Source organism: Mesorhizobium sp. U510, assembly GCF_059180695.1.
In genome coordinates, this window is record NZ_CP180532.1 from 4,693,579 (window position 1) to 4,712,504 (window position 18,926).

19 protein-coding genes are annotated in these 18,926 nt (G+C 61.8%); 10 read left to right on the top strand and 9 right to left on the bottom strand.

All coding sequences use genetic code 11. The annotated features are described in order from the left end of the window. Nucleotides 1-136: 136 nt before the first annotated feature. The 9 genes from ACLGL5_RS24560 to ACLGL5_RS24600 all read left to right on the top strand — a co-directional run bounded on the left by ACLGL5_RS24560 (nucleotide 137) and on the right by ACLGL5_RS24600 (nucleotide 8,980). On the top strand, nucleotides 137-451 hold the full coding sequence (locus ACLGL5_RS24560) for an ArsR/SmtB family transcription factor (protein ID WP_069092223.1): 315 nt from the start codon (nucleotides 137-139) through the stop codon (nucleotides 449-451). Between the two features lie 14 nt (nucleotides 452-465). Beyond that, complete coding sequence (locus tag ACLGL5_RS24565) at nucleotides 466-936, top strand: SRPBCC family protein (RefSeq protein WP_032920587.1); 471 nt, start codon at nucleotides 466-468, stop codon at nucleotides 934-936. Between the two features lie 22 nt (nucleotides 937-958). Beyond that, complete coding sequence (locus tag ACLGL5_RS24570) at nucleotides 959-1,564, top strand: ATP-dependent Clp protease proteolytic subunit (protein ID WP_019858300.1); 606 nt, start codon at nucleotides 959-961, stop codon at nucleotides 1,562-1,564. A gap of 468 nt (nucleotides 1,565-2,032) precedes the next feature. Next, nucleotides 2,033-2,287: a hypothetical protein gene (locus ACLGL5_RS24575; protein WP_245307152.1), complete on the top strand. Its 255-nt coding sequence runs from the start codon at nucleotides 2,033-2,035 to the stop codon at nucleotides 2,285-2,287. Between the two features lie 702 nt (nucleotides 2,288-2,989). Next, nucleotides 2,990-5,911: an excinuclease ABC subunit UvrA gene (gene uvrA / locus ACLGL5_RS24580; protein ID WP_064985644.1), complete on the top strand. Its 2,922-nt coding sequence runs from the start codon at nucleotides 2,990-2,992 to the stop codon at nucleotides 5,909-5,911. Beyond that, entirely contained in the window at nucleotides 5,911-6,321 is a 411-nt protein-coding gene (locus ACLGL5_RS24585) for a DUF302 domain-containing protein (protein ID WP_019858302.1), read from the top strand. Before uvrA ends, ACLGL5_RS24585 begins: the two co-directional genes overlap by 1 nt. Continuing rightward, nucleotides 6,318-6,782, top strand: coding sequence for a GNAT family N-acetyltransferase (locus tag ACLGL5_RS24590; RefSeq protein ID WP_038646954.1), 465 nt, complete (start codon nucleotides 6,318-6,320; stop codon nucleotides 6,780-6,782). Before ACLGL5_RS24585 ends, ACLGL5_RS24590 begins: the two co-directional genes overlap by 4 nt. A gap of 59 nt (nucleotides 6,783-6,841) precedes the next feature. Further along, complete coding sequence (locus ACLGL5_RS24595) at nucleotides 6,842-7,648, top strand: DUF72 domain-containing protein (protein WP_494372781.1); 807 nt, start codon at nucleotides 6,842-6,844, stop codon at nucleotides 7,646-7,648. A gap of 183 nt (nucleotides 7,649-7,831) precedes the next feature. Beyond that, nucleotides 7,832-8,980: a GGDEF domain-containing protein gene (locus ACLGL5_RS24600; protein WP_069092225.1), complete on the top strand. Its 1,149-nt coding sequence runs from the start codon at nucleotides 7,832-7,834 to the stop codon at nucleotides 8,978-8,980. Between the two features lie 140 nt (nucleotides 8,981-9,120). Here ACLGL5_RS24600 and ACLGL5_RS24605 read toward each other — a convergent pair whose 3' ends face one another. The 6 genes from ACLGL5_RS24605 to urtA all read right to left on the bottom strand — a co-directional run bounded on the left by ACLGL5_RS24605 (nucleotide 9,121) and on the right by urtA (nucleotide 15,368). After that, on the bottom strand, nucleotides 9,121-9,297 hold the full coding sequence (locus ACLGL5_RS24605) for a hypothetical protein (RefSeq protein ID WP_019858306.1): 177 nt from the start codon (nucleotides 9,295-9,297) through the stop codon (nucleotides 9,121-9,123). Nucleotides 9,298-9,576: 279 nt separating this feature from the next. After that, a complete protein-coding gene (urtE, locus tag ACLGL5_RS24610) occupies nucleotides 9,577-10,272 on the bottom strand; it encodes an urea ABC transporter ATP-binding subunit UrtE (RefSeq protein WP_013895283.1) in 696 nt (231 codons plus the stop codon). Nucleotides 10,273-10,341: 69 nt separating this feature from the next. Next, nucleotides 10,342-11,088 carry an urea ABC transporter ATP-binding protein UrtD gene (gene urtD / locus ACLGL5_RS24615; protein WP_019858307.1) on the bottom strand — a complete coding sequence of 249 codons (747 nt, stop codon included), beginning with the start codon at nucleotides 11,086-11,088 and terminating at the stop codon, nucleotides 10,342-10,344. Nucleotides 11,089-11,093: 5 nt separating this feature from the next. Then, on the bottom strand, nucleotides 11,094-12,329 hold the full coding sequence (gene urtC / locus ACLGL5_RS24620; RefSeq protein WP_494372782.1) for an urea ABC transporter permease subunit UrtC: 1,236 nt from the start codon (nucleotides 12,327-12,329) through the stop codon (nucleotides 11,094-11,096). Further along, the gene (gene urtB / locus ACLGL5_RS24625; protein ID WP_069092226.1) at nucleotides 12,326-13,942 is read right to left on the bottom strand and encodes an urea ABC transporter permease subunit UrtB; all 1,617 of its coding nucleotides are present in this window, start codon (nucleotides 13,940-13,942) and stop codon (nucleotides 12,326-12,328) included. The genes urtC and urtB overlap by 4 nt, the downstream gene beginning before the upstream one ends. Nucleotides 13,943-14,057: 115 nt before the next feature. Continuing rightward, nucleotides 14,058-15,368: an urea ABC transporter substrate-binding protein gene (urtA, locus tag ACLGL5_RS24630; RefSeq protein ID WP_019858310.1), complete on the bottom strand. Its 1,311-nt coding sequence runs from the start codon at nucleotides 15,366-15,368 to the stop codon at nucleotides 14,058-14,060. A gap of 312 nt (nucleotides 15,369-15,680) precedes the next feature. Between urtA and ACLGL5_RS24635 the strand changes: the two genes are divergently transcribed. Then, entirely contained in the window at nucleotides 15,681-16,079 is a 399-nt protein-coding gene (locus tag ACLGL5_RS24635) for a hypothetical protein (RefSeq protein ID WP_069092227.1), read from the top strand. A 60-nt stretch (nucleotides 16,080-16,139) separates the two neighbouring features. Here ACLGL5_RS24635 and ACLGL5_RS24640 read toward each other — a convergent pair whose 3' ends face one another. The 3 genes from ACLGL5_RS24640 to ACLGL5_RS24650 all read right to left on the bottom strand — a co-directional run bounded on the left by ACLGL5_RS24640 (nucleotide 16,140) and on the right by ACLGL5_RS24650 (nucleotide 18,764). Further along, nucleotides 16,140-17,711, bottom strand: a complete 1,572-nt coding sequence (locus ACLGL5_RS24640; RefSeq protein ID WP_069092228.1) for a GMC family oxidoreductase — start codon at nucleotides 17,709-17,711, stop codon at nucleotides 16,140-16,142. Nucleotides 17,712-17,759: 48 nt separating this feature from the next. Beyond that, the gene (locus ACLGL5_RS24645) at nucleotides 17,760-18,290 is read right to left on the bottom strand and encodes a twin-arginine translocation pathway signal (protein ID WP_019858314.1); all 531 of its coding nucleotides are present in this window, start codon (nucleotides 18,288-18,290) and stop codon (nucleotides 17,760-17,762) included. Nucleotides 18,291-18,368: 78 nt separating this feature from the next. After that, nucleotides 18,369-18,764 carry a VOC family protein gene (locus ACLGL5_RS24650; protein ID WP_027046867.1) on the bottom strand — a complete coding sequence of 132 codons (396 nt, stop codon included), beginning with the start codon at nucleotides 18,762-18,764 and terminating at the stop codon, nucleotides 18,369-18,371. Between the last annotated feature and the right edge of the window lie 162 nt (nucleotides 18,765-18,926).

The following is an 18,926-nucleotide window of genomic DNA, read 5'->3' on the forward strand; positions in this document are numbered from 1 at the left end:
ACAAGGTTTTTGTTCCCTTTTCGTTCCTATATGCACTGCTGCTGATTGTCAAGGAATGGCAACAATGCCCGAGCCCATCATATGGGATTCAAAACAGCGCTTGCCAAATCAATAAGTATCGACTTATGCTTTTGTCATGATCGAAGCAGAAATTTTCCGCGCTTTGGCCGACCCGACGCGCCGCGCCGTCTTCGAGCGCCTCGCCGCAGCTGAGATGAGCGTGTCGGAATTGCGCAGCGGCCTGACGGTGTCGCAGCCGGCAGTGTCGCAGCATCTGGCGGTGCTGCGTAGCGCCGGCCTGGTGATCGAGCGGCGGGCCGGCCGCAACGCCTATTATCGTGCCGATCCGCAGGGGCTTGCCCCCTTGCTCTCCTGGATCGAGCGCTACCGAACCTTCTGGCCGGAGCGCATCGAAAGGCTGAAGACGGTTTTGAAGGACATGGATCAATGACGAGCGTGGGATCAATGAACGCAGGAAACCAGAGCGAAGCGACCCCGGATGTGCTCGAGTTCGAATACGACCTTGCCGAACCGCCGGAAAAAGTATGGCGGGCGCTGACCGTGCCTGAACTGCTCGCCGCCTGGATGATGCCGAACGATATCAAGCCTGAGACCGGCAGTCGTTTTGCCTTCGCCGGGCCGGACACTGCCATCGAATGCGAAATCCTCGACGCCGAGCCGGAGCGCTTGCTGCGCTATTCCTGGCGTGAGCAGCCGGGCGACGCTGGGGATCCGTTCGACAGTGTCGTCACCTTCACGCTCGCCCGCACCGTTTCCGGCGGTACGCATCTGCGCATCGTCCATGACGGTTTTGCGGGGAAAGCGATGCCTGCCGTCGCTATGGCCGGCGCCGGCTGCCGGCTCTCGCTTGGATTGCAAGGGCGCGCAAAGCCTGTCGCCGCGAACATACCGAACACCCTGCTGCTCGCAGCCTGAACACGGAAATCGGAGACGAAAAATGAGTGGTCTTGCCAGTCTGGTGCCGATGGTGATCGAGCAATCGAGCCGCGGTGAACGCGCCTTCGACATTTTCTCGCGGCTGCTGCGCGAGCGCATCATCTTCATCAATGGCGAGATCAACGACGATGTCTCGGCGCTGGTTTGCGCGCAGCTTTTGTCATTGGAGTCAGATAATCCCGACAAGGAGATATCGCTCTACATCAACTCACCGGGCGGCGTGGTGACCAGCGGTTTCGCCATCTACGACACGATGCAGTACGTCAGTTGCCCGGTATCGACCGTGTGCATGGGGTTCGCCGCCTCGATGGGCTCGTTCCTGCTGATGGCGGGCACGCCGGGGCGCCGCATCGCGCTGCCGAACGCCACCGTTCTGCTGCATCAGCCGTTGGGTGGCTTCCAGGGCCAGGCTTCCGACATCCAGCGCCATGCCGAGCGGATCGGCAAGACCAAACAGCGCATGGCCGAACTCTACGCGCAGCATTGCGGCCGCAGCTATGAGGAGGTCGAACGCACGCTCGACCGCGACCATTTCATGACCGCTCGCGAGGCCCAGGCATGGGGCATTGTCGACCATGTCTTCGACACCCGCAAAAAGGCGGCATGAGGCTGGTTTTGGTCATCAATTAAATGCAGATGCACTAAATGCAGAAAATAGTTTTTATCACCTATCAATGAATTCGGCGCTATTGAATCCGTTGAATTATCAACAGAGGTATAAATGCCAAAGCCTAACGATCCAAACAAACGAGCATTACGCGCTATATTAGCTATAGCAGGAATATGCATGGCATTTTTCTTGCTAGTTAATGTTCCCGGAGGGTATGGATGTCTGGCGCGTGGCGGCGACGTGCGAATCGAAGGTATATCCATTCGCTGCTACATGGATTTTAGCAACTGGCAACCAGGCCAGCCAGCACGCCCTGTGTCAGACTAAGATAGAAATTTGAAGACCTTGAAGCCTGATCACCATATCGAAGGCTGACGGCGTCGCATCCATTTCGCCGCCGCTGGTCTGGTTTCGCAATGAGCGCGGCACTATAGTCATGCCATGCGCTACCGCCTGAACAGACTGATGACAGCCATTGCGATCACCGCCGCGACGTCCGGCGGGGCTTTTGCCGCGGACAATACCTCCCAGGCACAGAAAGGCGCCCTGCCCGGCGTGAACGGTGATTATCGCATCGCCAAGCCGGCTCCCCAGCCGGAACCCGACGATGCGTTCCCCAGCGACGGCAACGGCACGTTCAAGATCGGCGATACCGATGTCAGGATTTCCGGCACCATCACGGTCGATATGGCCACGGGCGGGTTTAAGCCCCCAAGGTGAGCAGCCCCTCCGCTGGGCCAGTTCAGCCATTTCCTCAAACGAACAGCCCCGCCGTGCCTTAGGCAAACGGACGGGGCTTTTCTGGATCTCAAATCCATATTTTGCCGGGAGTGTACTGCCGGCGTTTGATTTCGGATGCTACGCGGCGTCAGCCGCCGATCCGACTAGCAGTCTCTGATTTTTGGGGAATACGGCAAGTCACGGTTTGTCGGGTGGCGCAAACGCTAAACCCTGGCACTTATGCCTGCCGCGGCTCCAACGAGGCGTGGAGCCCTTGGGGACTATCCGGTGGCGTCATGCTCCGCTCCTGTGTCCGTTGCGACATTGTCGTAGCGAAGCGCAAATCGCAAATACCTGCGGCGTCTCGCAGGCCGCCTTGGGGCGGCGAGGCCATCGAAAGACGGCCGGCTTCGCTGACCTCAGGAGACTGCTCCCCTGAGCCGGCCACGTCAACCTTCAATAGCCGGTTACGGAAAATTGTGATCGCCGGGAGGTTACGTACAGGTCAGGTTTCTGCACAGCTTTGTCAGGAGCGTGTTCGGCCTTTGTTCTTTCTGCTTGCCCCTTCGCGTGAAAGGCGGTTAAACGACTTCTGTCGGGAATTGTGGCGTCTCTCGACGTGGCGGCAAAAACACCTACATAGGGGATGGCCGGGAAATCCCGCCAATCCCACGAATTCCAGATCTGAGGCGGCGACCGGCGATGGCCGACCATAAATTCCTTTCCATTCGCGGGGCGCGCGAACACAATCTGAAGAATGTCGATCTCGACCTGCCGCGTGACAGCCTGATCGTCATGACCGGCCTGTCGGGCTCCGGTAAGTCGTCGCTGGCCTTCGACACCATCTACGCCGAAGGCCAGCGTCGCTATGTCGAGAGCCTGTCGGCCTATGCCCGGCAATTCCTCGAAATGATGCAGAAGCCCGACGTCGACCAGATCGACGGCCTGTCGCCTGCCATCTCCATCGAGCAGAAGACCACGTCGAAGAACCCGCGTTCCACGGTCGGCACCGTCACCGAGATCTACGACTATATGCGCCTGCTGTTCGCGCGTGTCGGCGTACCTTATTCGCCGGCCACCGGCCTGCCGATCGAGAGCCAGACGGTCAGCCAGATGGTCGACCGCGTGCTGGCGCTGGAGGAAGGCACGCGCCTGTTCCTGCTGGCGCCGATCGTGCGCGGCCGCAAGGGCGAGTATCGCAAGGAACTGCTGGAGTTGCAGAAGAAGGGTTTTCAGCGTGTCAAGGTCGACGGCGTCTTCTATGAGATCGCGGATGTTCCGGCGCTCGATAAGAAATACAAGCACGACATCGACGTCGTCGTCGATCGCATAGTCGTGCGTGGCGATCTGGCCACGCGTCTTGCCGATTCCATCGAGACGGCGCTGAAGCTCGCCGAGGGGCTGGCGGTGGCCGAATTCGCCGACAGGCCGCTCGATTCCAGCCAGACCGGCGAGGATTCGGTCAACAAGTCGAAGAACGAGACGCATGAGCGCATCCTGTTCTCGGAAAAATTCGCCTGTCCGGTGTCCGGCTTCACCATTCCCGAGATCGAGCCGCGGCTGTTCTCGTTCAACAACCCGTTCGGCGCCTGCCCGACCTGCGACGGTCTCGGCAGCCAGCGCGCCATCGACCCCAACCTCGTCGTGCCCGACGAGAACGTGTCGCTGCGCGACGGCGCCGTCAGCCCATGGGCGAAATCGACCTCGCCCTACTACGTGCAGACGCTCGAAGCCTTGGGCAAGGCCTACAACTTCAAGCTCGGCGACAAGTTCAAGGATTTGAGCGCCGAGGCACAGGACGCGATCCTGCGCGGCACCGGCGAGCGCGAAGTCACCTTCCAGTATGATGACGGCCTGCGCTCCTACAAGACGACCAAGACCTTCGAAGGCGTTATCCCCAATCTCGAACGGCGCTGGAAGGAAACTGAATCCGCCTGGATGCGCGAGGAGATCGAGCGCTTCATGTCGGCGACGCCCTGCCCCGTCTGCAAAGGCTATCGGCTGAAGCCGGAAGCGCTGGCGGTGAAGATCGGCGGCAAGCACATCGGCGAAGTCACGGAACAGTCGATCCGCAATGCCGACAAATGGTTCACCGATCTGCCTGCGCAGCTCAACGATAAGCAGAACGAGATCGCGGTGCGCGTGCTGAAGGAAATCCGCGAGCGCCTGCGCTTTCTCAACGATGTCGGGCTCGACTATCTGACATTGTCGCGCAATTCGGGCACGCTGTCGGGCGGCGAGAGCCAGCGCATCCGCCTGGCGTCGCAGATCGGCTCGGGCCTGACCGGCGTGCTTTACGTGCTGGACGAGCCGTCGATCGGCCTGCATCAGCGCGACAACACGCGCCTCCTCGATACGCTCAAGCACCTTCGCGACATCGGCAACACCGTCATCGTCGTCGAACATGACGAGGATGCCATCCTGCATGCCGACTATGTCGTCGACATGGGGCCGGCCGCTGGCATCCATGGCGGCGAGATCATCGCCCAGGGCACGCCGCAGCAGGTGATGGCCAACCCCAATTCGATCACCGGCAAATATCTGTCGGGCGCGCTTGAAGTGGCCACCCCCGGGGTCCGGCGTGAGGCGAAAAAGAACCGGCGCCTGAAAATCGTCGGCGCGCGCGGCAACAATCTGAAGAATGTCACCGCCGAGATCCCGCTCGGCACCTTCACCGCTGTCACCGGCGTGTCGGGCGGCGGCAAGTCGACCTTTCTGATCGAGACGCTGTTCAAGGCGGCCTCGCGCCGCATCATGGGCTCGCGCGAGCATCCGGCCGAGCATGACCGCATCGAGGGTCTGGAATTCCTCGACAAGGTCATTGACATCGACCAGTCGCCGATCGGCCGCACGCCGCGCTCGAACCCCGCCACCTATACCGGCGCCTTCACGCCGATCCGCGACTGGTTCGCCGGCCTGCCCGAGGCCAAGGCGCGCGGCTACCAGCCGGGACGCTTCTCGTTCAACGTCAAGGGTGGCCGCTGCGAGGCCTGCCAGGGCGACGGCGTCATCAAGATCGAGATGCACTTTTTGCCCGATGTCTACGTCACCTGCGACGTCTGCCACGGCAAGCGCTATAACAGGGAGACGCTCGACGTCCTGTTCAAGGGCAAGTCGATCGCCGACGTGCTCGACATGACCGTCGAGGAAGGCGTCGATTTCTTCGCCGCCGTGCCGGGCGTGCGCGACAAGCTCGACACGCTGAAGCAGGTCGGCCTCGGCTACATCCATATCGGCCAGCAGGCGACGACGCTGTCCGGCGGCGAAGCCCAGCGCATCAAACTCGCCAAGGAACTGTCGCGCAAGGCGACCGGCAAGACGCTCTACATCCTCGACGAGCCGACCACCGGCCTGCATTTCCACGACGTCGCCAAACTCCTGGAGGTGCTGCACGAACTGGTCGACCAGGGCAACACGGTGGTGGTCATCGAGCACAATCTCGAAGTGATCAAAACCGCAGACTGGGTGCTCGACCTTGGCCCCGAAGGCGGCGACGGCGGCGGCGAGCTGGTTGCCCAGGGCACACCGGAAGCGATCGTGCGCGAGAAGCGCAGCTACACCGGCCAGTTCCTCAAGGAGCTGTTGGAGCGGCGCCCCGGAGGCAAGCGCGAAGCGGCGGAGTGATGGCTGGGGATGGTCTCATCACGGTTCAGAGCCGCTTTGGCGTGACCGAAACCATCGACCGCCTTGCTGAGGTGGTCAAGCGTGCCGGCCTGGTCGTCTTCGCGCGCATCGATCATGCCGCCGGCGCACGTGATGTCGGCGCTGCGTTGCGGCCAACCGAACTGCTGATCTTCGGCAACCCCAGAGGTGGCACCCCTCTCATGCAGGACAGTCAGCTTGCCGGCATCGATCTGCCCGTCAAGGCGCTGGGCTGGGAAGATGAACAAGGCAATGCCTGGCTGTCCTACAACGATCCGCACTGGATCGCCGGTCGCCACGGCCTGGGCGATGTCAGCCGCGCTGCAGTCGCGGCGATTGCCACAGGCATGGAGAAGGTGATCGCCGCTGCTGCTGGAATGGATCAGTCATGAGACTTGCCCGCCCTGAAGATCTTGCTGCGATCGTCGCGCTGACGGAAGCCGCCTACGCTCCTTACAACGCCATACTCGAAGCGCCGCCGATCCCGGTGACCGAAGACTACGCGCCGCGCATCGCGAACGGCGAGGTCTGGCTGCTGGAGAGCGGTGGCGAACCTGCCGGAGTGCTCACACTGGAGCGGCATGAGGATCACGCGATGATCTTCTCCGTCGCTGTGTCGCCCGCCTTCCAGCGCAAGGGTTTTGGCACAAAGCTGCTCAATCACGCGGATCAACAGACGCGCTTGTGGGGCCTGCCGGAGATACGGCTCTACACCAATGCGAAAATGGAGCGGAACATCGCGCTCTATCTCGCCTACGGTTATCGCGAAACGGGTCGCCGGCCCAACCCCTACCGGCCAGGATGGGTGCTGGTCGACATGGCAAAACCGGTCGACGAGACCACGACAGCCTGATTTTCTGAACGCGGCCAGACTTCTGAATTTGGCCAGACACCGCACTCGGGAGGACGATAATGAGCAAATCGGGAACAATCCGCTCCGGCATGGGCGGCTGGACCTTCGAGCCCTGGGACACGTCCTTCTATCCGGACAAATTGTCGAAGGCCAAGCAACTGCACTACGCCAGCCGGCAGGTGCCGAGCATCGAGGTCAACGGCACCTACTACTCCAGCTTCAAGGAGCCGACCTTCGTCAAATGGGCAAGCGAGGCGCCGGACGGTTTCGTCTATTCGCTGAAGGGCAACCGCTTCGTCACCAACCGTCGCGTGCTGGGCGAAGCCGGTAAATCGATGATGCGCTTCCTCGGTTCCGGCGTTGCCGCGCTCGGCGACAAGCTCGGCCCGATCCTGTGGCAGTTCGCGCCGACGAAAAAGTTCGATCCGGACGATTTCGAAGCCTTTTTGAAACTGCTGCCGGAGAAACAGGATGGTGTCGCACTGCGTCACGCGCTGGAAGTGCGCAACGACAGTTTCATCGTGCCGGAATTCGCGGCGCTTGCCCGCAAATACAAGGCGGCGATCGTCTATGCCGACCATGCCAAATATCCTGATATCGCCGACATCACCGGCGACTTCGTCTACGCACGGCTGCAGACCGGCTCGGACGACAATCCCGATTGCTACACGCCGAAGGGCCTCGACGAATGGGCGGTGCGGGCAAAGACATGGGCGGAAGGCGAGCAGCCGGCCGATTTGCGGCGCGCCGATCCCGCCACCGACGCGCCTGTGCAGCCGCGCGATGTGTTCGTCTACTTCATCACCGAAGGCAAGGCGCGCGCACCGTTCGGGGCGATGGCGCTGATGAAGCGGGTAGCCGGCTGACAAGCATCCGTTGTTGTTCGGCTACATGCTGTAAGCGCATCATCTATGCGTTTTGCGCGTAGCAAAGCGCCTATTCCTGGGCATCTTCGCCACGATCGTAACCATATCGACACTTCCTTGCTGCATGAATGCGGCGACGCCAAGCCGCACAGCTTGAGCCGCCGCCGGCAGGGAAAGAGGGGCATGTCGCTCGACTACACTTCACTTCTGCTGGCCGTCGGTTTCTCCGCCGCTTGCCTGAGCCTGACGTTGTTCGGCATGTGGCTGACCGCCCGCACGGAGCGGTTCCTGCTGACATGGGCGATCAGCCTGGTGTTCGTGGTCGGCGATATCTTTGTCTATGACGCCTATATCGACATGCCCGGGCGCTTGCTCGGCATCGCCACCCTTGCCCTGTTGCTGCTCGGTTTCTCGACCATGCTGGGTGCGGCCTACCAGTTCAGAACCGGCGGCTCGCCGCTGCCGCGAGCACTGTTGGGCTGTGTTTCACTGGCAGTGACGCTGCCTCCCATGGCTCTGGGCTATGATGGCCTTGGCTTCATGTTCGAGAACCTGTTCGCCGCCTTGCTCCTGTTCGCGACGGCATTCGAATACTGGCGCGGCCGCGACGAAGCCCCTGCCCTGACGGTCGGCATCACCACGCTCTACTCGGCCACTGCCGTTTCCTTCATGCTGTGCGCGGCGGTCCTGGCATGGGACGGCAAGCTGCTGCTCGGCCATGCACCAAGCAACTGGGCCGAGGAACTGAGCCTCATTGTCGTCATCGCCAGTATGACGGGTATTGGCGCCCTGTCACTTGCGCTCAACCAGGGGCGTCTGGCGAGGCATCACCGCCGCAACGCGCTCACCGATCCCTTGACCGGCCTGCTCAACCGGCGCGCGCTGTTCGACATGCATGGCCATCTCCCGGTCGGCGCCTTCACAGCCGTGGTCGTCTTCGATCTCGACAATTTCAAAACCATCAACGACGAGTTCGGCCACGCGGCGGGCGACGAGGTGCTGAAGGTGTTTGCGAGCGAACTCGCCGGTAATCTGCGCCAGACCGACGTTGCCGCGCGCATGGGCGGCGAGGAATTCGCGCTGGTATTGAAGCGCACCTTGCCGGAAGCGGTCGAGGACGCGGCAGAGCGCATCCGGACCGCCTTCGCGACACGCCTGATAGAAACCGAAACCGGCTCACTGAGGTGCACGGTCAGCGCCGGTTTTGCATTCGGCAGCAAAGAGGGGCTCAGCTTCGACAAGGTGCTCAGTGCCGCCGACAAGGCGCTCTACGACGCCAAGCGCGGCGGTCGCAACCGCGTCACCGCCTCTCCGTTCCGGCGCGCGAGCTGACCGCGCGTATCATGCCGAGCTGTGACCATTGGATGGGCGAAAGCGGCTCCAATGCATGTCGCCCAAAAGTGGCCCCGGTAGAATGCATGAAATCAAGGACCTAAAGCGCGTCGCAGGAATCCATTCAGACGCGACGCGCTTTAGGCCGCCATCACGATTTCATTGAAAGTATCGAGGTCGACGTAGAACACCTTGGTGATCTCCTCGATCAGGTCGTCGTATTCGCAGCCCTGTGACCTCAAAATGTTGATGGCCGCGATGATGTCGACCCGTTCGGTAAGCCGCCGCTTCTGGTAGTCCTCGACGAAACGTTCCATGGCTGTCCCTTAGCCTGTGTGCCCAAACGCGTTTGAACGACAAAGATCTCAGGAGGGAAGCTAGGAAGCCTTGCTTGCGTGGAACTTGCCGGCCTTCGCCGCGCCCTCGATCTGCGATAACCAGACTGATACGGAAGCGGCCAACTCACAGAAGCCAACGAAAGACTAGCATGCAGCCTCTGGTGCGCCAGAGATGCAGATCGCTGGATGGAAGAAATATTGGACTTGCCAAGAACTTGGGCAGGGACTTGGATTGTCAGCCGAAGTCCAGCACCGATTCTAGACGGTAAGGAACTTGCGGACGTCAGCCCGGTCTAGATCTTCCGCGGGACCAGTATGGACGATCTGGCCCCGGTCCATGATGTTGACCTCGTCGGCAAGCTCGCGGCAGAAGTCGAGATATTGTTCGACCAGCAGCACGGCGATACCAGCCTGGTCGCGCAAATAGCGGATGGCGCGGCCGATATCCTTGATGATCGACGGCTGGATGCCTTCGGTGGGTTCATCCAGCACCAGCAGCTTCGGCCGCATCACCAGCGCCCTGCCGATGGCGAGCTGCTGCTGCTGGCCGCCCGAAAGGTCCCCGCCGCGGCGGCCAAGCATCTGCTTCAGCACCGGAAACAGCTCGAAGACATGCGCCGGCACGTTGCGGTCGGCACGTTTCAACGGCGCAAAGCCGGATTCCAGGTTTTCGCGCACCGTGAGCAGGGGAAAAATCTCCCTGCCCTGCGGCACGAATGCGATGCCCGACCGGGCGCGGTCATACGCCGCGCTCCGGTCGAGCGCCTTCCCCTCGAAGGCAACGCTTCCGCTCGTCAGCCGGTGGTGGCCGACGATCGATCTCATCAAACTGGTCTTGCCGACGCCGTTGCGGCCGAGCACACAAGTGATCTTGCCGGCGCCCGCCTTCAGCGAAACGCCGCGCAGCGCCTGGGCGGCGCCGTAGTGGAGCGTGGCGTTGGAAACTTCGAGCATGTCAGCGCCTTCTCCAGAACCGGAGAAACGACAGATCGAAGCGATGAAATTGCACCCGCCAGATCATGCTCATCTCCCCAGATAGACTTCGACGACACGTTCGTCGGCTGAGACGAAATCGAGCGTGCCTTCCGACAGCACCGAGCCTTCGTGCAGGCAGGTGACCTTGACGCCGAGTTCGCGCACGAAATGCATGTCGTGCTCGACGACGATGACCGAATGGTCGCGCGCAATGTCCTTGAGCAGCCGCGCGGTCTCTTCGGTTTCCGCATCGGTCATGCCCGCGACCGGCTCGTCGACCAAAAGCAATTTCGGGTCCTGCGCCAGAAGCATGCCGATCTCCAGCCACTGTTTCTGGCCGTGACTGAGATTGGCGGCCAGCTCGTGGCGCTTGTCGCCCAGCCGGATGACGCCGAGAATGTCGTCGATCTGCCGCGCCTCGGCCGCAGAGCGACGGTGGAACAGCGCCGGGAAGATCGAACGCGGCCCCTTCAGCGCCAGCATGAGATTGTCCTCGATCGTATGGCTTTCGAAGACCGTCGGCTTCTGGAATTTCCGGCCGATGCCCATCATGGCGATCTCGGCCTCGTCATGCCTGGTGAGATCCACCTGGCCGTCGAAGAACACTTCGCCCTCGTCGGGCCGCGTCTTGCCGGTGACGATGTCCATCATCGTCGTCTTGCCGGCGCCGTTGGGGCCGATGATGGCGCGCATCTCGCCCTTGTCGAGCACCAGCGACAGATTGTTGATGGCGCGGAAACCGTCGAAGGAGACCGAGACGCCGTCGAGATAGAGGATGGTGTTCGACTTGCTCATGGTCGCTACTCCGCCGCCTGCGGTTCAGGGTCGGACAAGGACCACTCGCCCGGATTCCTCGCCGGCGAGCGAGCGGGCTTCGAGGTCGCGGACGCCACTGCGACCTTGGTGCCGGCCTCTTCAGCGACGGAGGCCGCCCGCAGCGCCTTCGCATTGCCGCGCCAGCTGTCCCACATGCCGATGATGCCCTTCGGCAAGAGCAAGGTGACGGCGACGAACAGGCCGCCGAGCGCAAACAGCCACAATTCCGGCAGCACGCCGGTGAACCAGGATTTGCCGGCATTGACCAGCAGCGCGCCGATGATCGGCCCGACGATGGTGCCGCGCCCGCCGACGGCGGCCCAGATCACCACCTCGATCGAATTGGACGGTTCGAACTCGCCGGGATTGATGATGCCGACCTGCGGCACGTAAAGCGCGCCGGCAATACCGGCCATGACGGCCGAAACGGTGAAGGCGAACAGTTTCACATTCTCCGCCCGCCAGCCGAGGAAGCGCGTGCGGCTTTCGGCGTCACGCACCGCCATCAGGAGCTTACCGTATTTGGAGCCGACGATCGCCCAGGTGATGAACACGGCGAGCGCCAGCATCACGGCGCTGGCGGCGAACAGCGCCGAACGCGTTGCGTCGGCCTGCACGTTGAAGCCCAGAATGTCCTTGAAATCTGTCAGGCCGTTATTGCCGCCGAAACCCATATCGTTGCGGAAGAATGCGAGCAGCAGCGCATAGGTCATCGCCTGGGTGATGATGGAGAGATAGACGCCGGTGACGCGGCTGCGGAAGGCGAACCAGCCGAAGACGAAGGCGAGCAGGCCGGGCACCGCCAGCACCATGATCGCCGCAAACCAGAAATGGTCGAAGCCATGCCAGAACCACGGCAATTCCTTGTAGTTCAGGAACACCATGAAATCAGGCAGGATCGGGTTGCCATAGACACCGCGCGAGCCGATCTGGCGCATCAGATACATGCCCATCGCATAGCCGCCGAGCGCGAAGAAGGCGCCGTGGCCGAGCGAAAGGATGCCGCAATAGCCCCAGACCAGGTCGAGGGAGAGCGCCAGCAGCGCATAGCAGATATATTTGCCGGTCAGCGCCACGATATAGGCCGGGACGTAGAGGGCGCTGGTTGGCGATACCGCAAGGTTGAGCAGCGGCACGACAATCGCCGCGGCCAACAGGATGAAGATGGTGATGGCGATGCGGCGGTCGGCGCCGGCGGCGAAGAAGCGTCCCGTGATCATGCTTCCACCGCCCTGCCCTTGAGCGCGAACAGGCCGCGGGGGCGCTTCTGGATGAACAGGATGATCAGCACCAGCACGACGATCTTGCCGAGCACGGCGCCGGCATAGGGCTCGAGGAACTTGTTGACGATGCCAAGCGAAAACGCACCGACCAGCGTGCCCCAGAGATTGCCGACGCCGCCGAAGACGACGACCATGAAACTGTCGATGATGTAGCCGCGGCCGAGATTGGGCGAGACATTGTCGATTTGGCTGAGCGCGACACCGGCAATGCCGGCAATGCCGGATCCGAGCGCGAAGGTCAGCGCGTCGACCCATGGCGTCCTGATGCCCATCGAGGCTGCCATGCGGCGGTTGGCGGTGACGGCGCGCATCTGCAGGCCCCAGGGCGTGCGCTTCATCACATAGAGCAGGACGCCGAAGACGGTGAGCGCGAAGACCAAGATCCACAGCCGGTTCCAGGTAATGGCCAGCTGGGCGATATCGAACGAACCCGACATCCAGGAGGGATTACCAACCTCCTGGTTGGTCGGCCCGAAGATCGAGCGCACCGCCTGCTGCAGGATCAGCGACACGCCCCAGGTCGCCAGCAGCGTCTCCAGCGGCCGTCCGTAGAGGAAGCGGATGACGCCGCGTTCGATGGCGAGGCCGACGAGGGCGGCGACCAGAAAGGCGAGCGGCAGCGCGATCACCAGCGACCAGTCGAACAGGCCGGGAAAGGATGTGCGGATCACCTGCTGGACGACGAAGGTGGTGTAGGCGCCGAGCATCACCATCTCGCCATGCGCCATGTTGATGACGCCCATGACGCCGAAGGTGATGGCAAGCCCGATCGCCGCGAGCAGCAGCACCGAGCCCAGCGAAATGCCGTACCAGATGTTCTGCCCGGCATCCCAAAGCGCCAATGTCGAATTGATGTTGGCGATCGCGGCTGTCGCGGCTTCCTTCACCGCTCCCGAGGCGTTGGCCTCGACCGAGGTGAGCAGCGAAACCGCATCACGGTCGCCGCGCGCGCCGATCAGCGCGATGGCTGCCAGCTTGTCGGCTTCAGGCCGGTCTGAGACAAGGATCGAGGCGGCTCGGGCCTGTTCGAGCAGGGCCTTGACGCTGGCAACCGTCTCCTTGGCTATCGCCGCGCCGAGCGGTTCGATATTGGCCGCGTCGGGCGTCTTGAACATGGTGTCGGCGGCGGCGATGCGGACAGTCGGGTCCTTGGCGCCAAGCGTCAGCGTGCCCAGCGCATCGCGAATGACGCGGCGCAGCGTGTTGTTGACCTTGATCTTGGTGATGTCGTCCTTGGCCGCCTCGCCGGATGCTTCGCTGCTCAGCGGATCGAAAAGCTGGACGCTTTCGCCGGCTTCCTTGCCGACGAAGACCACGGAATCGGCCTTGCGGACATAGAGGTTGCCGTCGGCGAGCGCGGCAAGCGGCCGCTCGACGGCCGGGTCACCGGTGGCCGCCAGTTCATGGACGACAGCTCCGATGTCCGAAAAGCCCTTGGCCGCCGCGAATTTGGCGATGATGCCACGCAGGTCGGCTTCCGCCGCGCCCGACGACGACAGCGTCGTCATCAGAAACAGCAGCACCAGGCCAATCGTGCGGAGCAGACTCATCGGCTTCAGGCGATCCTTGGAGGTTGAATTGGGCGTCCGGACGGTGGAGGAAACCGTCCGGACGCGCGCGGTCCGACTAGGTCAGCCCGGGTCTGACTAGTCAGCCCGGGGAGGATCAGTTCGTTCCCTTGCCGCCGCACTTGCCGGTGGCAACGTTGAAGTTGCCGCACGACAGAGGCTTGCGCCAATCGGAGATCAAATCCTTGGAGTCCGGCAGGTAGTCGGACCATTCGTCGCCCATCACCAGGCCCGGCGTGCGCGAAACCGTCTCGAACTGGCCGTCGGCCTGGATTTCGCCGATCAGCACCGGCTTCGTGATGTGATGGTTCGGCATCATCGTCGAATAGCCGCCCGTCAGGTTCGGCACCGAAACGCCGATCATGGCGTCGATGACCTTGTCGGGATCGGTGGTGCCGGCCTTCTCCACCGCCTTCACCCACATGTTGAAGCCGATGTAGTGGGCTTCCATCGGGTCGTTGGTGGTGCGTTTGTCGTTCTTGATGAACTTGTGCCAGTCGGCGATGAACTTCTTGTTTTCGGGTGTGTCGACGCTTTCGAAGTAGTTCCACGCGGCGAGATGGCCGACCAGCGGTGCGGTGTCGAGACCGGCCAGCTCTTCCTCGCCGACCGAGAATGCCATGACCGGGATGTCCTCGGCCTTGATGCCCTGGTTGCCGAGTTCCTTGTAGAACGGCACGTTGGCGTCGCCGTTGACGGTCGAGACGACGGCGGTCTTCTTGCCGGCCGAGCCGAACTTCTTGATCGCCGAGACTTCGGTCTGCCAGTCGGAAAAACCAAACGGCGTGTAGTTGACCATGATGTCTTCGGCCGCGACGCCCTTGGCCTTCAGATAGGCTTCGAGGATCTTGTTGGTGGTGCGCGGATAGACGTAGTCGGTGCCTTCCAGCACCCAGCGCTTCACCGAGCCGCCATCCTCGCTCATCAGATAGTCGACCGCCGGAATGGCCTGCTGGTTGGGCGCGGCGCCCGTGTAGAACACGTTGCGCTCGCTCTCCTCGCCCTCATACTGGACGGGATAGAACAGGATGTTGTCGAGCTCGGAGAACACCGGCAGCACCGATTTGCGCGACACCGAGGTCCAGCAGCCGAACACCGCCGCGACCTTATCCTTCGAAATCAGCTCGCGCGCCTTTTCGGCGAACAGCGGCCAGTTGGAAGCCGGATCGACGACGACGGCTTCAAGCTTCTTGCCGAGCAGGCCGCCCTTGGCGTTCTGCTCATCGATGAGCATCAGCATGGCGTCCTTCAGCGTCGTCTCCGAAATCGCCATCGTCCCCGACAGCGAATGGAGAATGCCGACCTTGATCGTATCGTCGGCCGCCCTGGCGGGAGCCGACATCAACAGGCCGGCCGCAACCACGCTCGCCGAAAACATTTTTGTTATTGTCGAGAAATTACCCCTCATACGGAAGACTCCCAAGCTGGTTGATTGCACCGCAACGATACAATGCAACCCCCATGCCAACCGGTGCCGGGACGCTAAAAAACGGCAAATAGACCAACATTATCAGATAATTATTATATTAGATTGAACAAACATAAGAGGGCCGGTTAAGAATTGGTTGAGGGAAATTTGCGCAGTGCACACAGCATCTGCCTAAATTTTGCCCAATTTCACCAAATGCCTAGATTTTGGCCTCCGTGCGTGCGGCGGGGCGACAAATGTTGCGGCCCAGCGCAAAAATAGGGCAAGCTCCCTGCTCAACAGAGCGACGTCATGGCATCCCTGATTTCACGCATTTTTATCGGCACCGCGCTTCTGGCGGCAGCGACCGGCGCCGCGCAGGCCGACTTCAGCGACGGCAAGATGCCTGACGGCACCTATCACTGCGAAGTCTACCTGCTCGGCATGTTCCTCGACCTCGGCGACATCACCATCAAGGGGAACGTCTATACAGGCCCTGTAACCTTCGGAACCGCCCAGCAGGCCTACAACTATCAGATGAACGCAAACGGCGAGATCTCCTGGCTGGGACCGCTCGGCGGCTACACCGCCGGCGGCAACTCGCTGTCGATGACCCAGGCGACGCTGGACGGCCAGAACCCGCCCTCCTTCGACATCATCATGAAGCAGCCCGACGGCGCCTTCTCCGCCTCGACCTGCACCCGGGGTTGAACGCCAAAAAAGGCGCGGAACCCTGTCGGGTCCCGCGCCAGCAGGCAGTCGGGAGGTGGACTAGATGCTTCTCGCCGACATCTGGGCGGCGATGTAGTCGGCTTGGCGGATCGCCAGCGACACGATGGTCAAGGTCGGGTTTTCGGCGGCACCCGTCGTGAACTGGCTGCCGTCCGACACGAACAGGTTCTTGATGTCGTGCGTCTGGCCATGCTTGTTGACGACGCCATGCTCCGCCTTCTCGCTCATCCGGTTGGTGCCCAGATTGTGGGTCGAGGGATAGGGCGGCGTCGGGAAGGTGCGCGTCGCACCGACCGCATCGTAAAGCGCTGAAGCCTGCTTATAGGCATGGTTGCGCATCGCCGTGTCGTTCGGGTGATCGTCGAAATGCACGTCGGCGATCGGCATGCCGTGTTCGTCCTTCTCATCGGCATGCAGCGTGATGCGGTTCTCCTCGCGCGGCATGTCCTCGCCGACGATCCACAGGCCTGCCATATGGTCATAGTGATCAAGCGCGGTGGTGAAGGAGCGCCCCCAGCCGCCAGGGTTGAGGAAAGCCGCCATGAACGGCAATCCAAGCGACAGCGTCTCGAACTCGTAGCCGCCGACGAAGCCACGTGACGGATCATGCCGCGCCTCGTCGCGGATGATGCCGGCCATGGTGGTGCCGCGATACATGTGCACCGGTTTGTCGAAGATGGCATAGACCGATCCGGTGGTGTGGCGCATGTAGTTCTTGCCCACCTGCCCTGATGAATTCGCGAGCCCATGCGGAAATTTGCTCGATTGCGAATTGAGCAGCAGGCGCGGGCTTTCGATCGAATTGCCGGCCACCGCGACGATACGGGCCTTCTGCTCCTGCAACTTGCCGTCCTTGTCGGCATAGACGACGCCGGTCACCTTCCCCTTGGCATCATGGTTGATCTTGATCACCATGGCGTTCGGCCGCACTTCGAGGTGGCCTGTCGCTTCGCCCTTGGGGATTTCGGTATAGAGGGTCGACCATTTGGCGCCCCATTTGCAGCCCTGGAAGCAGAAGCCGGTCTGCTGGCAGGAGTTGCGGTCGTCGCGTTCGACCGAGTTGATCGCCATGTTGCCGGTATGGCATTCCTTGTAGCCGAGCCTGTCGGCGCCGGCCTTCAACACCTTGAAATTGTTGTTGCCCGGCAGCCGCGGCCAGTCATTGGTGCCGGTCACGCCCATCTTGGCTTCCGCCTTGGCGTAATAAGGCTCCATCTCGGCCAGCGAAATCGGCCAGTCCAAAAGATTGGCGCCGGCCTGCTTGCCGTAAGTCGACAGCGTCTTGAACTCATGCTCCTGGAAGCGCAGCGACGCGCCGGCCCAGTGCGTGGTTGAGCCGCCGACCGATTTGACGATCCAGGCCGGCAGGTTCGGGAAATCCTTCGCCACACGCCAGTCGCCGGATGTGGTGCGCTTGTCCTTCCAGGCGAGTTGGGCGAACGATTCCCACTCGTCATTGATGAAGTCCTCATATTCGTGGCGGGCGCCCGCCTCGAGGATGACGACATCGATGCCCTTCTGCGCCAGTTCGTTGCCGAGCGTGCCGCCGCCGGCGCCCGAGCCGATGATGACGACCACGCCGTCATTCTTGAGATCAAATTGTGCTGCCATGGTTTCCTCCCATGAGATCGGTCAAAAAGCGGTTACGGACAGAGCGGCTCAGAGCCACTCGATGTCGTTGAAACCGCGCGCGATGTAGCCGCCCTTGGAGTAGGACTCGCCCTCGTAGCCGAAGATCGGCCACACCTCTTTCTGGTTGTAGAGACTGACGACGAGACCACCGCGCACCGCCTGGAAGAAAGGCGTCTTCTCGATCTCGGTGAGCAGCGCCACACGCTGCTCTTCCCAGCCGAGCCCGCGATAACCACCCTTGCCAGCCTTGCTGTCGAGATCGGCGATGCCCTTCTCGATCAGCTCCTTGTGGGCAGGATCCTTGGCGGCTGTCTCGTCATGGCCTTTGACGGCGATAGCGTAATATTTGTCCGGCACCTGGTCGTGCGGATAGATGTCGCGCGCCACTTGGATCAGTGTCGCCATCGTCTCGGGCTTCAGCGCCGAGGTTTCAAGCCCCCAGGCCTGTTCCGGGCTGATGACCGCGCTGCCGGAGATGACGAGCAACGCGCCGATGCTGCCGCGTTTGAGAAGCTCGCGACGTGAAAGTCCAGGCTTTCCGTCATAGATCGTGACCATAGTTTCCTCCCTGCTTGCTGTTCGCACCCTTCGGGTGCCGTTGCTGGCGCCGCGCCGGTGCACGCGGCGGGTTGTCCCCTATTGGAAGCGCCCCCCTCGCTGCAGGACCTCGATCTTGTAGCCGTCGGGGTCCTCGATGAAGAAAAAGCGTGCGATGAGCGACCCGTCGCGGTTGAACTCGACGATCTTCTTCGGATTGAAGCCGAGCGCACCGAGCCGGTCATGTTCGCTGTCGAGATCGGCGACAGAGACGGCCAGGTGGCCATAGCCGTCGCCAAGCGCATAAGGCTCCTGCCGCCCCTTGTTGACGGTCAGCTCAACTTCGAAAGGCGTATCGGTATTGCTGAGATAGATCAGCGTGAAGGTCTCGAAATCCAGCCGCTGGGCAACCTCCAGCCCGAACGCCCTGGTGTAGAAGTCGATGGACCGGGCCTCGTCGAGAACCCGGATCATGGTGTGGATTGCCTTCGCCAAATCAGACCCCGCAGCGTTCGTACTTTCGAAGCCGATTATGCGCGCCGGCGAAAAAAGGTGGTGGCAGCCGATTACCACGCATGCGGCTTGAAAATGGCTAGTGTCGCCCAAGATTCCAAGGAGGCCATCGCCATAAGGACGAAAGTCTGATTGCCGTTATCG

What these genes read in the sequence shown, in the direction of transcription:
- ACLGL5_RS24560 (WP_069092223.1), top strand. Translation starts at nt 137, where the DNA reads ATGATCGAAGCAGAAATTTTCCGCGCTTTGGCCGACCCGACGCGCCGC.
- ACLGL5_RS24565 (WP_032920587.1), top strand. Translation starts at nt 466, where the DNA reads ATGAACGCAGGAAACCAGAGCGAAGCGACCCCGGATGTGCTCGAGTTC.
- ACLGL5_RS24570 (WP_019858300.1), top strand. Translation starts at nt 959, where the DNA reads ATGAGTGGTCTTGCCAGTCTGGTGCCGATGGTGATCGAGCAATCGAGC.
- ACLGL5_RS24575 (WP_245307152.1), top strand. Translation starts at nt 2,033, where the DNA reads ATGACAGCCATTGCGATCACCGCCGCGACGTCCGGCGGGGCTTTTGCC.
- uvrA (WP_064985644.1), top strand. Translation starts at nt 2,990, where the DNA reads ATGGCCGACCATAAATTCCTTTCCATTCGCGGGGCGCGCGAACACAAT.
- ACLGL5_RS24585 (WP_019858302.1), top strand. Translation starts at nt 5,911, where the DNA reads ATGGCTGGGGATGGTCTCATCACGGTTCAGAGCCGCTTTGGCGTGACC.
- ACLGL5_RS24590 (WP_038646954.1), top strand. Translation starts at nt 6,318, where the DNA reads ATGAGACTTGCCCGCCCTGAAGATCTTGCTGCGATCGTCGCGCTGACG.
- ACLGL5_RS24595 (WP_494372781.1), top strand. Translation starts at nt 6,842, where the DNA reads ATGAGCAAATCGGGAACAATCCGCTCCGGCATGGGCGGCTGGACCTTC.
- ACLGL5_RS24600 (WP_069092225.1), top strand. Translation starts at nt 7,832, where the DNA reads ATGTCGCTCGACTACACTTCACTTCTGCTGGCCGTCGGTTTCTCCGCC.
- ACLGL5_RS24605 (WP_019858306.1), bottom strand. Translation starts at nt 9,297, where the DNA reads ATGGAACGTTTCGTCGAGGACTACCAGAAGCGGCGGCTTACCGAACGG.
- urtE (WP_013895283.1), bottom strand. Translation starts at nt 10,272, where the DNA reads ATGCTCGAAGTTTCCAACGCCACGCTCCACTACGGCGCCGCCCAGGCG.
- urtD (WP_019858307.1), bottom strand. Translation starts at nt 11,088, where the DNA reads ATGAGCAAGTCGAACACCATCCTCTATCTCGACGGCGTCTCGGTCTCC.
- urtC (WP_494372782.1), bottom strand. Translation starts at nt 12,329, where the DNA reads ATGATCACGGGACGCTTCTTCGCCGCCGGCGCCGACCGCCGCATCGCC.
- urtB (WP_069092226.1), bottom strand. Translation starts at nt 13,942, where the DNA reads ATGAGTCTGCTCCGCACGATTGGCCTGGTGCTGCTGTTTCTGATGACG.
- urtA (WP_019858310.1), bottom strand. Translation starts at nt 15,368, where the DNA reads ATGAGGGGTAATTTCTCGACAATAACAAAAATGTTTTCGGCGAGCGTG.
- ACLGL5_RS24635 (WP_069092227.1), top strand. Translation starts at nt 15,681, where the DNA reads ATGGCATCCCTGATTTCACGCATTTTTATCGGCACCGCGCTTCTGGCG.
- ACLGL5_RS24640 (WP_069092228.1), bottom strand. Translation starts at nt 17,711, where the DNA reads ATGGCAGCACAATTTGATCTCAAGAATGACGGCGTGGTCGTCATCATC.
- ACLGL5_RS24645 (WP_019858314.1), bottom strand. Translation starts at nt 18,290, where the DNA reads ATGGTCACGATCTATGACGGAAAGCCTGGACTTTCACGTCGCGAGCTT.